Annotated in this window: 12 protein-coding genes; 7 read left to right on the forward strand and 5 right to left on the reverse strand. The window is 67.8% G+C overall.

Annotation, left to right across the window (positions count from 1 at the left end):
• The first annotated feature begins 208 nt into the window (after positions 1 to 208).
• The 4 genes from LZC94_34530 to LZC94_34545 are packed head-to-tail and all read left to right on the forward strand — an operon-like array spanning position 209 to position 4391.
• Positions 209 to 1501, forward strand: a complete 1293-nt coding sequence (locus LZC94_34530; GenBank protein ID WXB12954.1) for an HD domain-containing protein — start codon at positions 209 to 211, stop codon at positions 1499 to 1501.
• Between the two features lie 17 nt (positions 1502 to 1518).
• Positions 1519 to 2220: a hypothetical protein gene (locus LZC94_34535; GenBank protein WXB12955.1), complete on the forward strand. Its 702-nt coding sequence runs from the start codon at positions 1519 to 1521 to the stop codon at positions 2218 to 2220.
• On the forward strand, positions 2217 to 3449 hold the full coding sequence (locus tag LZC94_34540; protein ID WXB12956.1) for a glycerate kinase: 1233 nt from the start codon (positions 2217 to 2219) through the stop codon (positions 3447 to 3449). The genes LZC94_34535 and LZC94_34540 overlap by 4 nt, the downstream gene beginning before the upstream one ends.
• A gap of 21 nt (positions 3450 to 3470) precedes the next feature.
• Positions 3471 to 4391, forward strand: a complete 921-nt coding sequence (locus tag LZC94_34545; GenBank protein WXB12957.1) for a DMT family transporter — start codon at positions 3471 to 3473, stop codon at positions 4389 to 4391.
• Positions 4392 to 4413: 22 nt separating this feature from the next.
• On the opposite strand, the gene LZC94_34550 is transcribed toward LZC94_34545, so the two are convergent.
• The 5 genes from LZC94_34550 to LZC94_34570 all read right to left on the reverse strand — a co-directional run bounded on the left by LZC94_34550 (position 4414) and on the right by LZC94_34570 (position 10728).
• A complete protein-coding gene (locus LZC94_34550; protein WXB12958.1) occupies positions 4414 to 4983 on the reverse strand; it encodes a Uma2 family endonuclease in 570 nt (189 codons plus the stop codon).
• A gap of 63 nt (positions 4984 to 5046) precedes the next feature.
• Entirely contained in the window at positions 5047 to 6591 is a 1545-nt protein-coding gene (locus tag LZC94_34555) for a HAMP domain-containing histidine kinase (protein ID WXB12959.1), read from the reverse strand.
• Positions 6592 to 6593: 2 nt separating this feature from the next.
• Positions 6594 to 7559 carry a hypothetical protein gene (locus LZC94_34560; GenBank protein ID WXB12960.1) on the reverse strand — a complete coding sequence of 322 codons (966 nt, stop codon included), beginning with the start codon at positions 7557 to 7559 and terminating at the stop codon, positions 6594 to 6596.
• Positions 7559 to 8887 (reverse strand): serine/threonine protein kinase, encoded by a 1329-nt coding sequence (locus LZC94_34565; GenBank protein ID WXB12961.1) that lies wholly within the window; start codon positions 8885 to 8887, stop codon positions 7559 to 7561. Before LZC94_34565 ends, LZC94_34560 begins: the two co-directional genes overlap by 1 nt.
• 143 nt (positions 8888 to 9030) lie before the next feature.
• Positions 9031 to 10728, reverse strand: a complete 1698-nt coding sequence (locus tag LZC94_34570) for an AMP-binding protein (GenBank protein ID WXB12962.1) — start codon at positions 10726 to 10728, stop codon at positions 9031 to 9033.
• A gap of 89 nt (positions 10729 to 10817) precedes the next feature.
• Between LZC94_34570 and LZC94_34575 the strand changes: the two genes are divergently transcribed.
• From LZC94_34575 to LZC94_34585, 3 genes are all read left to right on the forward strand, one after another.
• Complete coding sequence (locus LZC94_34575; GenBank protein ID WXB12963.1) at positions 10818 to 11291, forward strand: TIGR02266 family protein; 474 nt, start codon at positions 10818 to 10820, stop codon at positions 11289 to 11291.
• A gap of 54 nt (positions 11292 to 11345) precedes the next feature.
• On the forward strand, positions 11346 to 11819 hold the full coding sequence (locus tag LZC94_34580; GenBank protein WXB12964.1) for a hypothetical protein: 474 nt from the start codon (positions 11346 to 11348) through the stop codon (positions 11817 to 11819).
• A 215-nt stretch (positions 11820 to 12034) separates the two neighbouring features.
• Entirely contained in the window at positions 12035 to 13285 is a 1251-nt protein-coding gene (locus LZC94_34585) for a TolC family protein (GenBank protein WXB12965.1), read from the forward strand.
• Positions 13286 to 13317: the final 32 nt, after the last annotated feature.

Below are 13317 nucleotides of genomic sequence, written 5' to 3' on the forward strand. Positions count from 1 at the left end.
AAACGACCGAGACAGCCATAGGCTCGATTCAGCCAAATGAGAGGTGGCTGTGCAGGTGAAACACGATGGTAACCCGAAAGTGAGCTCGAAAGAGTAGCATGAGCCTCTGGCTCAGCGCACAGGTACCACACTTCGGCACCCATAGGCTTCGCTATCCTAAGTACCGAGCTGACGCACAAATCCTTCCCCGCTTTTGAATGGACCTTTCATGATCTTGCGCGATCCCGTTCATGGTCTCGTGTCGTTCGAAACCGACGAAGAACGCGTCGTCGAGCTTTTGATGGACACCCCGGAGATGCAGCGCCTGCGGCGGGTGCGGCAGCTCGGGGTCACGTCGCTGGCCTTTCCCGGCGCCGAACACACCCGATTTGCCCACGCGGTGGGGGCCGCCTTCGTGATGAAGGCCCTGCTGGCGCGCCTTCGAGCCATTCAAAGCGACATCCCCTTTTGGCAGCAGGTCACGACCGATCGCGCCCGCGATGCGCTCGCTGCAGCGCTGCTGCACGACGTGGGACACGGGCCCCTATCGCACTTGTTCGAGCACTCCATCCCCGGCACCCCGCACCACGAGGTGTGGACCGAGCGCATCGTGCTCGATCCCTCGACCGGCGTGCACCAATGCCTGAGCGCGCTCGATCCGGCCATGCCCGAGCGGGTGGCGGCGCTGGTGCGCGGGGAGCATCCCCTCCCCTATTTGGCCAAGGCCGTGAGCGGCACCTTCGACGTCGACCGCTGCGACTACTTGCTGCGCGATGCCCACGCGACGGGCGTTCGCTATGGGGTGTACGACCTCGACTGGCTCCTTCGCAGCCTGCGCTTTGCCCCCGCCAGCCATAGCTCATCCGCACCTGCGCTGGCCATCGACGGCGCCAAAGGGCTCCCAGCCATCGAGGCGTTTCTGTTGGCCCGGCTCTTCATGTTCCAACAGGTGTACCTGCACAAGGCGACGCGCTCGGCGGAATGGATGATTCGTGCCATCCTCGCGCGGGCGGCCTCGCGCATCATGGATGGGGAGCGGCTGCCGTACGTGCCGCGCGCCATCGAGCTGGCCGCGCATGGGGAGTCGATTGGTTTGGGCGATTACCTGGAGCTCGACGACGCGGTGCTGACCTTTTCCATGCACGCGTGGGAGAGCGCCAAAGACCCGGTGCTGGCCGATCTCTCACGGCGCGTTCGGAACCGGGCGCTGTTCAAGACCTTGGAGCTCTTTGGCGAGCAAGCGAGCCTCGCGGGCCGCGAGCGCGCGCACGAAGAGGCGCGCGCCATCGCCGAAGCGCGCGGGCTCGATCCCGATGCCTACGTGGGCCTGGACGTAGCCACCGACACGCCCTTTGGCGCGGAGCCCGATCCGCTGCTGGTCGTCTTTGCCAAGGGCCCGGCGCGGCACCTCAGCGACGTTTCCTTTCTGCTCGCGCGGCTCGCCGGACAGGTCCTCTCGCGCGTGCGCCTCATTTTCGCCCCGGAGCTGCGCGACGACATTACGCGCGCCATCGCCGGATGATACGGAACCGAATCGGAATGCACTCGCTGATCCGTTGGAGCATCGCCCTGGGGGCCCTCCTCATTTCCGCTGCGGCGTACGCGGACGAGCCCGTGGAGGTCGATCCGAAAAAGCAGCCCGAGGCGAGCGAGCGACGCGCACCCGTGTCCCCCGATCGGCTCGATGCCTCGTACGGGCGCATCGAGGGGGATCTTTCGGTGTCGGTCGGCCTCGGGGGCACGTTGGCCGCGCGTGGTCCGCGCGCAGCCGGCGATCTTCGCTTTCGCTACCTCGATACGGTGGGCGCGTTCGGCACGTACGAAGAGAGCTTCGATGGCGCCTCCGAGCCGGCGCGGGTGGTCGCGGTGGGGGCCGAGGTTCGTCCGATGTTCGTCGCGCGCTGGCTGCAGGGGCGCGAGCTCGGGATCCCGCGCTTGGATCTGACCATCGATTCGTTCGGGCTCGAGCTGGGTGCGTTCTTCGCGCAGCCGCACGGTCAGTCCTTTGGCTCGAAGCGCGGGCTCCAAGCGGGGCTCGGGCTGGAGTTTCCCATCTTGGCGCGGGCCAGCGGTCCATGGATCGGGGTGCATGGCGGGTTGCGCTGGAGCGACGATGCGCTCGGGGGTGCGCCGATCGCGGGTCCCGGGGACCGCGCGGCCTATCTGACCATCACGGTAGCGTGGCACGCGTTCTTCGGCGCGCACCTGGTGGACCTCCGCGATCGCAGGGCCGATCGGTGAGCCTGCGCGCCGCCCTGCAATCGGCGTTTCGCGAGGCGCTGCGCGCGCTCGACTTCGCCGGTGCGGTCCGGCGGGAGCTCGCGGATCCGCAGCACGCGCCGGCGGAGGGCGGGCGCGTCTTTGCGGCGGCCGTGGGGAAGGCGGCGCCGCAAATGATGCAAGGTGCACGCGATGCGTGGGGCGCGCGCATCGCTCGGGCGCTGGTCGTGTGCCCGGACCAAACCCCGTGCGCGCTGGAGGAGGGACCCGAGCTCGCGGTCATTCGCGCGGGGCACCCTCTCCCCGATGCGCGGAGCGTGGATGCTGGCGCGCGGCTCCTCGAGCTGGCGCGGCAAACGACAGCGCGCGATACGCTGCTCGTGCTGGTGTCGGGCGGCGCGTCGGCGCTGGCGTGCGCGCCGAACGAGGACATCGGCTTCGCGACGAAGCTCTCGCTGACCCATGCCCTGCTCGGCGCGGGTGCCACCATCGTAGAGTTCAACACCGTGCGCCGGCACGTCTCGCGCCTCAAAGGCGGAGGGCTCACGCGCGCGGCGCGCGGCTCGGTGCTGGCGCTGCTCGCGAGCGACGTCATCGGCGGTGCGCCGCACGACATCGGCTCCGGGCCCGCCGCGCCCGATCCGACGACCGTGGACGATGCGCGCGCGCTGCTGCACCGCTACGCGCCGGCGTTTGCGTCGCTGCCGCTGGCGGAGTCGCTGAAGGCTGCGGACTCGGACGCGGCGCGCGCGCGGCACGTCATCGTCGTCGAGCCGGAGCTTCTGGTCGAATACGGTGTGCGCGCATTGGAGCCATGGCACCTCTCCGCGGTGCGGCTCGCACCATCGATGGCCTCGGTGACCGACCTCGCCGCAGAGTATGCGCAGCTCGCGCAGTCGCTCGCGCCCGGGCAGGCGTACGTGCGGGTGGCCGAGCCTTCGCTCCGCATCGACGCACCGAACCCCGGGCGGGGCGGGCGCTCGGGTCATTTGGCGGCGTTGGTCGGGGCCGACCTTCCGCCCGGCGTTGCGTTTTTGGCGGGCGCATCGGACGGTGCCGATGGAACGAGCAACGCGGCAGGCGCCGCGGTCGATACATCGTTTCTCTCCGTCGTGTCGAAAGCGCACCACGCGGAGCATGTTGCGCGGTTCGACACGGCGGCGCTGCACGAAGCGGCGGGCACGGCGATCGTGACCGGGCCGACGGGGGTGAATCTATGCGACCTACACATTTTGGCCCGGGAGCTCTAAGCTCGCGCGAAGGCATTTTTCGTGAGCAATCTGGAATCCGCAGCTGGCTCCACAGCTCTCCCCGAGGTCGTGGCCCGAGGTAACGGAACGCGTGGTAACCCCTGGGAGTGGGCGCTGATTGGCGTCACCGCCATCTGGGGATGGACCTTCGTCACGGTCCACGACGCCGTCGCGCAGATCGCCGTTTCGACCTTCCTCGCGTACCGCTTTACGGTGGCGACCGTGGTGATGGCGCTCGCTCTTTTGCCGGTGCTGCGCCAGCTCACGAAGAAGGAGCTCGTGGGCGGCATCGCCGCGGGGACCATCCTCTTTGCGGCTTACGCCTTCCAAACCGCGGGGCTTCTGAGCACGACCCCGTCGAACGCGGGCTTCATCACCGGCTTATCGGTCGTCTTCACCCCCATTTTCGCGTTCGTCCTTTTGCGCATCAAGCCGCTCGCGCAACAAGTCGCCGGCGCCGCCCTCGCGGCCGTCGGCCTCGCGCTCCTTACGATGCGCGGCCTCGAAGTGCACCGCGGCGACGCGCTGGTCCTCTGCTGCGCCATTGCCTTTGCGCTGCACATCCTCATCCTGAGCCGCGTGAGCCCCGGCGCCCATCCCGGGCGTCTTACCCTCGTTCAATTGGCCACCGTCGGCGTGCTGAGCACCCTCTGGGCGGGCGGCGCCGGCGAGCTGGTGTTGCCGCCGAATGGGCAGGTGTGGCTGGCCCTCTCGGTCACGGCGGTCATCGCCTCGTCGTTCGCGTTCTTCATCCAAACCAAGGCGCAAGCCACGACCCCGGCGAACCGCATCGCGCTGATCCTCACCCTCGAACCGGTGTTCGGGGGCCTCTTCGGCTACTGGCTCTCGGGCGACCGCCTCACCCCGACCAACTTGGTCGGGGCGGCGCTCATCTTGATGGCGACCATCGTCACCGAGCTGCGCTGGCGTCGCGATCTTTAGTCGCGCGCGCGCCGATGGTGACCTACTTGTAAATGGTGTCGACGGCCATATCGCGGCCATGAATGCGGATCGTCTCGCCTTCGCCTGCGATCAACGTCGTCCATACGCCCTCGTGAAGGGTTCGCACCTCGATGCGGCGCTCCGCTTGGGAGCCGAGCACGTATTCACGGAAGGATGGGATCTTCTTGTACGCTTCGAACTTCCCGTCGCGATCGTAGCGCTCGGTCCCCTCCGAGAGCACCTCGACGATGAGCGTGGGGTTGACGATGGCGTCGCCGATGCTGCGACCATTTTTGTCGTGCATGGTCCGCGTGACGAGCGGGCCGCACACCGAGCTTGCATCCGCGTACGTGTGGTGTCGCGCGGCCTCGATGAAGATGGGCGTATCGGATGCGAAGAGCTCGCAGCCTTCTGCGAGCAATGGCGTGAGGACGAGACCGATAACGCGGCCCGTAAGCCGCCCATGCTCCGGCGTCCCGCGGCTCATCGCATAGACGACGCCGTCGACCCACTCGTGACGTCCCTCGCTCGCCTCCTCCATGGCGAGAAACTCTTCGTACGGTACGAAATGCGGACTCCGTGCTGCGACCATGGTGAGGCTCCTCTCTCCCCCGAGCCCACCTTACCACCATGCGCGCGCACGGGCGAATCGGCGCTACGTTCGCCTCCGGCGCGGCAAGACGATGGCGACCTCCGTCCCTTTGCCCACGTCGCTCTGGATTTCCACGTTGCCGCCGAGGGCGCTCACCAAGCCATAGACGGCGCTGAGCCCAAGGCCGCTCTTGGCGGTGCGGCGGGGGCCGCGGGAGTAGAAGGGGTCGAAGACGTGGGCCAGCTCGTCGGGCGGGATGCCGTGGCCCTCGTCGCTGACGGAGAGGACGACGCGATCGCCTTCGCTGCGGACGCTCGCTTGAATGGTGCCACCGCCGGGCATCGACTCGACGGCGTTGCGGGCGATTTGAAAGAGCGCCTCGGCGAGGGCCGCCACGTGGCATTCGATGGCGCCGACGGAGGGGTCGTAGTGGCGGAGCACGACCACGCCCGAGCGCGCGCGCCCGATGGCGCTCTCCAGCGCGAAGTCGAGCATGGCGGCGACGTCCGCCGGTTCGAGGATGCCCTCGGAGGACATGGCGAAGCGGCGCAGGCGATCGACGGTGCGGCGGATGCGCGCGAGGCCGCCGTCGCTTCGTTGGATCGCGGCGAGGGCGGCCTCGGTCGGGGCGGCGGAGACCTGCGAGACCTGAGAGACCTGGGCAACATGCGAGGCGTTCTCGGAGGGCGAAGCGGCCAAGGTCTTTGCGGCTTGTTGGTTCGAGGCGACGCTGACGGCCAGCGCGTTGTTCAACTCGTGCGCCATGCCGCCGACCAGGACGCGCAGCGCCTCGAGCTTTTCGACCACCACCAGCTGCTCTTGCACCCGGCGCATGCGCGAGACGGCCGCGCTGAGGCGCTCGATGCGGCGAAAGGTCGCGAGGCTCACGTGATGGCGGGAGCGCGCGAGCACCACGCCGCCGATGCCGCTCATCACCAGGGTGACGTGCGCGTGGAGCGGCGCGCTCCCGGTGGCCACCCAGAGCCCGACGTACGAGGCCGACGCGTTGACCACGGCAATCCACGGCGGGAGCGGAACGGTGGCGGCGATGGCAAAGCCCACCAGCGCGATGATCATCAAGTATGGGCTCTCGGGCCCGCCGGTGGCGCGCGCGATGAGCCCCCAGCCGAGCATGGTGATGCACGAGGCCGCGATCGACACCGCCAGCAGCGCGTCCACCCCGCGACGGTGCATCGATGGCACCAGCAGCGCACATACGCCGAGGCCCATGGCCACCCCCGCGCCCGCGACGGTGGCGAGCGCCGGCGGCTCGCGCGCGAAGAGGTCGAGGATGGTGACGACGCCGGTGAGCGCGCCGATGGCGGCCGCCGTGGGAAGGAGGCGGCCCGCGAGCTTCGAGCCCTGCTCGGCGAAGTAACGACGGCGGGAGCGACCGGTCCTCCCCGCTTGCTCCGTCACCCGATCGACCACGCGATCCGCGCGATCGCGCAGCGCCCGCGACGTCTGCAGCGAGAGGCTCGGCCTGGACGTGGACGGCGGTCGCTGCGGCGGGAGCGACTCCCCCGGATCGGGGCGGCTGCGACTCCCCGGATCGGTGCGACGGCGCCCTTCCCCCGGATCGGTACGGTTGCGCCCCTCGTTCGCCATGCTCAGAACGACCCGACGATGGCGGTGTGGGCCGGCCCCACCACGAGCCGCGCGCTCCGGGTCGGGTGCGAGGGCTGGAGGAGCAGGTACAGCCCGATGCCCGCGCTGGCGAGCCCCACGAGGATCGATACGTCGGCGAAGGTGCGGAAGGCCATGCCGGTCGACTTGGTCCCGCGCACCCCCGTGCGCTCGTAGTCGTCGGAGAGCGACAAGGCGCGGAGCCCCGCGTACGCACCGAACCCCAAGGTCGCGGCGCTCACCGCCACCAGCGACCAGCCGATGGTCTTGGTGCGCGAAGACGCGGCCTCGTTCGACCCGCCCGGCGTCTCGCGAACGGTGACCGCCGCCGGCGACTCCGAAGCCAGCGCGAGGCTCCGCGACGTGCTTCGTCCGGGCTCCACGCGGAGCGCCTGGTCGAGCGGCACGTAGCCCTCGGCCTCCACGTGCAGCGCGTGCTCCCCCGCGACCACGCGCACCTCGGAGATGCCCCCGGACACGAGAGGAATCGGCTTTCGATCGAGGGTCGCGCGCGCGGTGGCCTGCGCCACTTGGATGAGCAAGGTGCCGAGGTGCATCCGGACCTCGGCCAGCGCCGCGCGCGCGCCCTTTTGTTCATCGGGCGCCGCGCCGCCGTCGTCGACGAGGAAGCTCAAAAGGTTCCGCTCCGCCTCGACGTATTCACCCGTCTTCGCCCGCGCCAGCCCCAGGTTCAGCAAAATGCTGGGGTGCGCATAGAGGCGGTACGCCTCGTCGAAGGCGTCGCGCGCCGCCGCGTAGTTCTCCTCTTTCACCAGCGCGACCCCGCGCCGAAACGCCGCCCGCGAACGCTCGCGCGCGCCCTCGTCCTTCTCGCTCGCCGAAGCAGTCCCCGGTGGCTCCGCGCCCGCCGCGTCCGAAGCGGCAAACGCGCCCGCGACGCAAACGATGCAAACGAGAAAACGGAGCAGACGAAGGACGCGAACGGGCATCAGTATTTCGGCTTCTCGATCCACGTGGGCGCTGCCCCCGCCGAAGACGGCCCACCCGGCGCCACCCGCTTGGTGACCGACCGAGCCCGCGGCCGCGAAGCATCACCGCCATTGCCGCCGCCCACGGCACCCCCACCACCCTCACCACCGGACGCGCGCACGTCCATCATCACCGGCGCCACCACCGGCGAAACGGACGACGGCGACCCCGCCGACGCCGCAGGCGCTTCCACCGGCGGCCGCGCGCCCTCCACGACCTCCGCCGCGGCGCCATGGACCGCATCGTCCCCCGCATCCCCGATGCGCGCGTGCCGCGTCACCACCGTCACCACCGCGGCCGCGCCGAGGAGCACCGTGGCCGCCGCGATCACCAGCGACGAGCGCGTGCTCGCATGCGCCAGGCGCCCTGGCGCCCGCGGCACCTCGGTCACGGTCGTCACATCGGTCACATGGGTCCGGCTCAGCGCGCCCGCCGTAGGCTCCTCCAGATCCCGCTGCGACTCGACCGGCAACGGCAAGGACCCCAGCGATACCGCCGGCTGAATCGGCGGCCCCAGCGCGCGCCACGCTTGAAGCAGCGCCACCGCCGAACCGATCCGATCGGCAGGGCGGCGCGCCAGACAGCTGGCGATGAGCGCGTCGAGCGCCAAGGGGATGGGCACCTGGGTCACGCTGTTCAAGCTTCGCGCGGGGCGTTCCAGCTTGCTGGCCAGCAACGCCATTTGACCCACGGCGTCGTAGGCCAGCCGGCCCGCGAGCGCTTCGAAGACCACCATGGCGAAGGAGTACAGATCGGCCCGCTCATCGACCCGCGAGGCACCGCGAATCTGCTCCGGCGCCATGTATGCGATCGTGCCCACCGACTCGCCGGTGATGGTCAGCTTCTCGGCGTCTTGCACGTCCACTTTGCACACGCCGAAGTCGAGCACCTTGGCGCGCTGCGCGCCGTCGGGGAGGTGCTCGATGAAGATGTTTCCCGGCTTCAGATCCCGGTGCACCACCCCGGCCGCGTGCGCATCGATGAGCGCCCGCAGCACATTGTCGCCCATGGCGTGCACTTCGTCCCATGAGAGCGCTCCGCCCGCGCGCTTCATGCGCTCCGAGAGCGACTCACCACGAAGCAGCTCCATCACCAGGAAAAGCTCGCCCTGGTCGGTCCCGTCGACGTCCAGCAACCGCGGAATGTACTCGCTCTGGATCCGGCTGACCGCGGCGGCCTCGCGTTCCAGCCGCGCCATCAGCAAATCCCCGATCATCGCCCGGCTCACGACCTTCACGGCGACGTGCATGCCCGAGGCGAGGTGGATCGCATGGAACACCTCGCCCATACCCCCACGTCCGATGGAGGCAACGAGTCGATACTTCGCCCCTAAAATCGCGCCGACCTGCATGCGGCAACGAGGATGTTACTCTCTTTTGGCTTTGCTTGCCCAAACCTTGGGCCACGCCGCCTACCCAGCAGCACCGGTTTTTACGCGTGCCAAAGGCGAAGGTCACGCTTGATGACCTTGCCAGTGGCATTGCGGGGCAGCGCGTCCACGAATACGAAGTCGCGCGGCACCTTGGGCCCGGCAAGACGCTCGCGGCTCCACGTCTTCAAGAGCGCGTCATCCAGTTGAGTCCCCGGCTTGCGCACGATGAACGCGCGCACCCGCTCCCCCCACTCCGGATCCTCGACCCCCACGACGGCGACTTCGGACACATCGGGGTGTGCCTCCAATGTCGATTCCACCTCGGCGGGATAGACGTTCACGCCGCCGGAAATGATCATGTCGCGCTTGCGCCCCTCGATGAAATAGCGGCCATCCCGATCTTTTCGCGCCAGATCGCCCACGCTGAAGAAGCCCTCGCGCATGCTGGCCGACGTGGCCTCCTCGTCTTTGTGGTAGCCCGCCACCAGGAGCTTGTTCTTCACGTAGAGCTCCCCCACTTCCCCGCGCGCCACCTCGATCCCGGCATCGTCGAGCAGCTTGATCTCGTTGCCGGGGACGGGCCGGCCGATGGTACCCGGCGCCGCGCGGAGGTCTTGCGGGTTGGCCAAGGTCACCAGCCCCGTTTCGGTTGCACCGTAAAAGTTGAAGAGAATATCGCCGAAGTGGTCCATCACCCGAATGCCGAGCAGCGGAGGAAGCGGCGCGCCGCCCACGATGATGGCGCGAAGGGTGCGCGTTCGATAACGCGCGAGAAGCTCGGGCTCCAACGCCAAGACGCGGTGCATCATCGTGGGCACCACCGCGGTGGTCGTCACGCCCCAGCGCTCCACGTCGCGCAGGAACCACTCGGGCTTGAACTCGTCCATGAGCACCGCGGTGGCCCCGAGGATCTGACTCAGGGTCAGAAAGGCAAACGCCGTCGAGTGGTACAGAGGACAGGCCACCAGATGAACGTCGTCGGCGCGCATGGGGGTCTGCGCGATGAAGCGAAGGGCCGCGGGAAACGCGTCTTTGGGGAACTTGCGCACGGCGCCTTTGGGCTTGCCCGTGGTCCCCGACGTGTAGACCACCACCGCCGCGTCATCGCCGGCGACGGGCACACTAGAATCATCCAGCGGGGCTGCATCCAGCAAGTCCTCGTAGCGGGTGACCCCGGCCGGCACCTCGCCCGCGCTCGCCCCCACGGCCACGAACTGCGAACGCGGCAGCCCCGGAAGCGACCGGCTCGCCTCCTCCACCACCGGCCAGAGCTCCAGGTTGAAGAAGATGAACTTCGCCCCCGAGTGCGTGGCCAGGTAGACCAGCTCCGCCGCGGTGGATCGCCATGAAATGCTCACGGCCGCCGCACGCAGGCGCGTGGCCGCGTTCTGCGCCTCCACGAACTCGGGGCGGTTTTTCAGCATCAGGATCATGCTCGATCCGCGCGAAAGACCGCGGCGCAGGAGCGAGCCGGCCACCCGCGACAGGCGCTCTTCGACCTCGGCGAAGGTAAGCGACTGCTCCCGCCAGCGCAGGGCGATCCGCTTTGGCGTGTTGGCCGCGTGGAGCCGATAGAGGTGGGACGGGTTGGGAGCCCCTCCGGTAAGCGTTTCCACGAACGTGCGTACACCGGAGGCATGCAGCTGCCACATCAAACCGGTCCGATTGGCCACCGTCGCCATCACCCGGATTCGGCCGGGAACATCGACCAGGCGTTCTCGCAACTCGTTCAGGTCGTGAAGACGAAGCATCGGCATCCCACTCTCCTCGTATCTCGCGCTATTTCCCGGAATTTTCGCACGGCGCTGACCTTGGTGCCCTGCAACTGTGATATCGTTACCCTCTCATGGAAAGCAATGCGCCGGGACCGATCCTCGGTTCCGCGAGCGACGATGGAGTGGACGACCTTTCCGCCGAGCTTCCCTTCTCCTTGGAGAAGCGAACGACCGAGCGCTCCACCATCACACTGCGTGTAGACTACAAGCGGCTGAATACCTTCTTCGCCGACTACACGAAAAACATCTCCAAGGGCGGCACGTTCATCCGCACGGCCAAGCCGCTGGACGTAGGAACCAAGTTCGTTTTCGTCTTGTCGTTTCCGTCGCGCGAGGGCCAGCTAAGGCTCAAGGGCGAAGTGATGTGGACGGTGACGGACGATCGCGCGACCGAGGATCAACCGCCAGGAATGGGCATTCGCTTTCTCTTCAACGACGACGACGAGCGCGAGAAGGTCGCGGTCTTCGTGGAGAAGCTCATGGCGGAGGCGCTGGGCGAGCACATCTCGTCGCGTTTGCTGAAGCGCCCGCTCCCTGCGCGTTGATTGCACACCAAAAAACCCGCAGGAAATGCGACCGAAAGCTCGGTCGATGCATGCGTGCTTGACATGTGGCTGCGACGACCACAAGAGTTACGAGCCGTTTTCTGGACAATGAAGCACTTCGCTCTGTGGCTCGTTTCGCTGGTCGTCGTCCTCGCCGTGGTGTGGGGCGTCTTTCCGCGCGTGGCGATGGCTGCAGGCGTCGAGCGGGTGGCCGTGTCCCCCGCGGACGTGACCCGATGCCACGTGGCCAACGCCGATTCGGGGTTCTCGGTCCTGGTTCACCAAGACGGCCCAAGCGAATTCCAGAGCTCGCCAGAAGACGAAGCCCCGGTCTACGACTATGCGCAGCTGGATGCTGCGAGCGGGGTCGAAACCGATGGCGACGATCCTCTCGAAGAGGTTCTGGCCTTCATACCTGATGCGACACCGATTATGCGGCTGACTTGCGCGGGCGCGCTCAAAGCTCTACCGCCGCCCTTGCGAACTTCGCAGTCCTTCGTGGGATTGCACGAAAAAGTCCCGAGATAGCGCGCCATCGGCGTGCGAGCATGATAGCGCGGCCGTTCTTCTCTAGAACGTTCTTCTCGATCTAGAGGCAAACGCGCGCGGTTGGGGGTTTCATCGCGACGTACGCTCGTCGAGCATCGGCTCACGCGCAAAACGTGCGTGCGCACCAATGTGCAAAACGCGCGATGGTCAAAGTCTCGGTCGTACCGGTCGTGAAATCCCAGCTGGAGGTCGTGGTGTCTCGTTCTTTGGGTGCTCCCCCAATCGTCATCGTCTGTCTTATCGCTCTCGTTTTTCCGCTGTTCGCCGTCGAGCGGGAGGCTCGCGCCGCGTGGCCACCCCTGTCGGAGGTGGTCCAGCGATCGCGCGAACGTGCGCTCGCCGTCACCGAAGCTTCTGGAAACGTGGGTGTCGCGCGGGCGGGTATTTTGGGGGCGCGCGTCTCGTCCTTGGGCAACCCATCGCTCCAAGTCATCTTCGATTATGGGCGCGGGGTCACGCACGACACTCAAGTGCAGGGCCAGCTCGCGCTACCCATCGAGGTCGGCGGACAGCGCGGCAAGCGTATCCGCGAGGCCGAGACCTTCGTCGATTGGCGCTCGCTCGGCCGCGACGAGGTTCGCGCCCGGGTCGCCGGCGCGGCCATCGCCGCGTATGGCGATGCGCTGGTCGCGCGCTCGCGCATGATGCTCGCCGAACGAGGAGAGTCGGAGGCGCAGTCCGAGGCGCAGTATTACGCGCAGCGGCTGGTGGCGGGCGACGTGAACTTGGTCGATCGCAGCTTGGCCGACGCCGAGCTCGCGCGCTGGTCGCAGCTGCGCGCGGAGGCGGGCATTCATCTCCTTCGCGCGCGCCAGGAGCTCGAGCTGCTCATGGGCGGGCACCTGGACGATCCGCCGGCCGGCGTGCCGGTGGACGTCCCGGAGCTGCACGTCGATACGCAGCAGGCGTTCGTGGGCCGGGTGCTCAACGTCTCGCCGCTCCTGCGGTCGCTCGGCAAAGAGTCGCTCTTCTGGCAGGCGCAGCGCGAACGCGCCGAGGCCGAGCGCTCGCCGCCCATCAGCGTGCTCGTCACGGGAGGGCGCGGGGACACCGGCGAGGTCCGCTACGGCGCCGGCCTCGGTTGGACCTTCCCCATCCTGCGCCGCAATCAGGGCGAAATTGCAAAAGCCAGCGCCGAACAAGGGCGCGTGCAGGGGGTTCGTGAGGCCACCCAGCGCGCCATCTCCGTCGAGGCCGATCACGCGTTCGAGGCGTACATCAAAATACGCGCCGGTATCGAAGCGCTCGACAAAGTTGGAATCCCCGCCGCGCAGCGCGTCGTGGACGCTACCCAAGCTGCATTTTTAGCTGGAAAGGTCGAGCTCGTGCGTACATTCATTGCCCGTCGTGATCTCTCCGCCGCCCAAGCGCGACGGCTTGATTTCATATCCACCGCTTGGCACACGTACGGCGACATGGTCGTGCTCATGGGGGATTTGCCATGATCTGCATCGATCGATATCGAAATCGAAACTCG

The sequence above is a fragment of the Sorangiineae bacterium MSr11954 genome (assembly GCA_037157815.1).
GTDB classification, from domain to species: domain Bacteria; phylum Myxococcota_A; class Polyangia; order Polyangiales; family Polyangiaceae; genus Pendulispora; species Pendulispora albinea.

What these genes read in the sequence shown, in the direction of transcription:
- LZC94_34530 (WXB12954.1), top strand. Translation starts at nt 209, where the DNA reads ATGATCTTGCGCGATCCCGTTCATGGTCTCGTGTCGTTCGAAACCGAC.
- LZC94_34535 (WXB12955.1), top strand. Translation starts at nt 1,519, where the DNA reads ATGCACTCGCTGATCCGTTGGAGCATCGCCCTGGGGGCCCTCCTCATT.
- LZC94_34550 (WXB12958.1), bottom strand. Translation starts at nt 4,983, where the DNA reads ATGGTCGCAGCACGGAGTCCGCATTTCGTACCGTACGAAGAGTTTCTC.
- LZC94_34555 (WXB12959.1), bottom strand. Translation starts at nt 6,591, where the DNA reads ATGGCGAACGAGGGGCGCAACCGTACCGATCCGGGGGAAGGGCGCCGT.
- LZC94_34560 (WXB12960.1), bottom strand. Translation starts at nt 7,559, where the DNA reads ATGCCCGTTCGCGTCCTTCGTCTGCTCCGTTTTCTCGTTTGCATCGTT.
- LZC94_34565 (WXB12961.1), bottom strand. Translation starts at nt 8,887, where the DNA reads ATGGGCGAGGTGTTCCATGCGATCCACCTCGCCTCGGGCATGCACGTC.
- LZC94_34570 (WXB12962.1), bottom strand. Translation starts at nt 10,728, where the DNA reads ATGCCGATGCTTCGTCTTCACGACCTGAACGAGTTGCGAGAACGCCTG.
- LZC94_34575 (WXB12963.1), top strand. Translation starts at nt 10,818, where the DNA reads ATGGAAAGCAATGCGCCGGGACCGATCCTCGGTTCCGCGAGCGACGAT.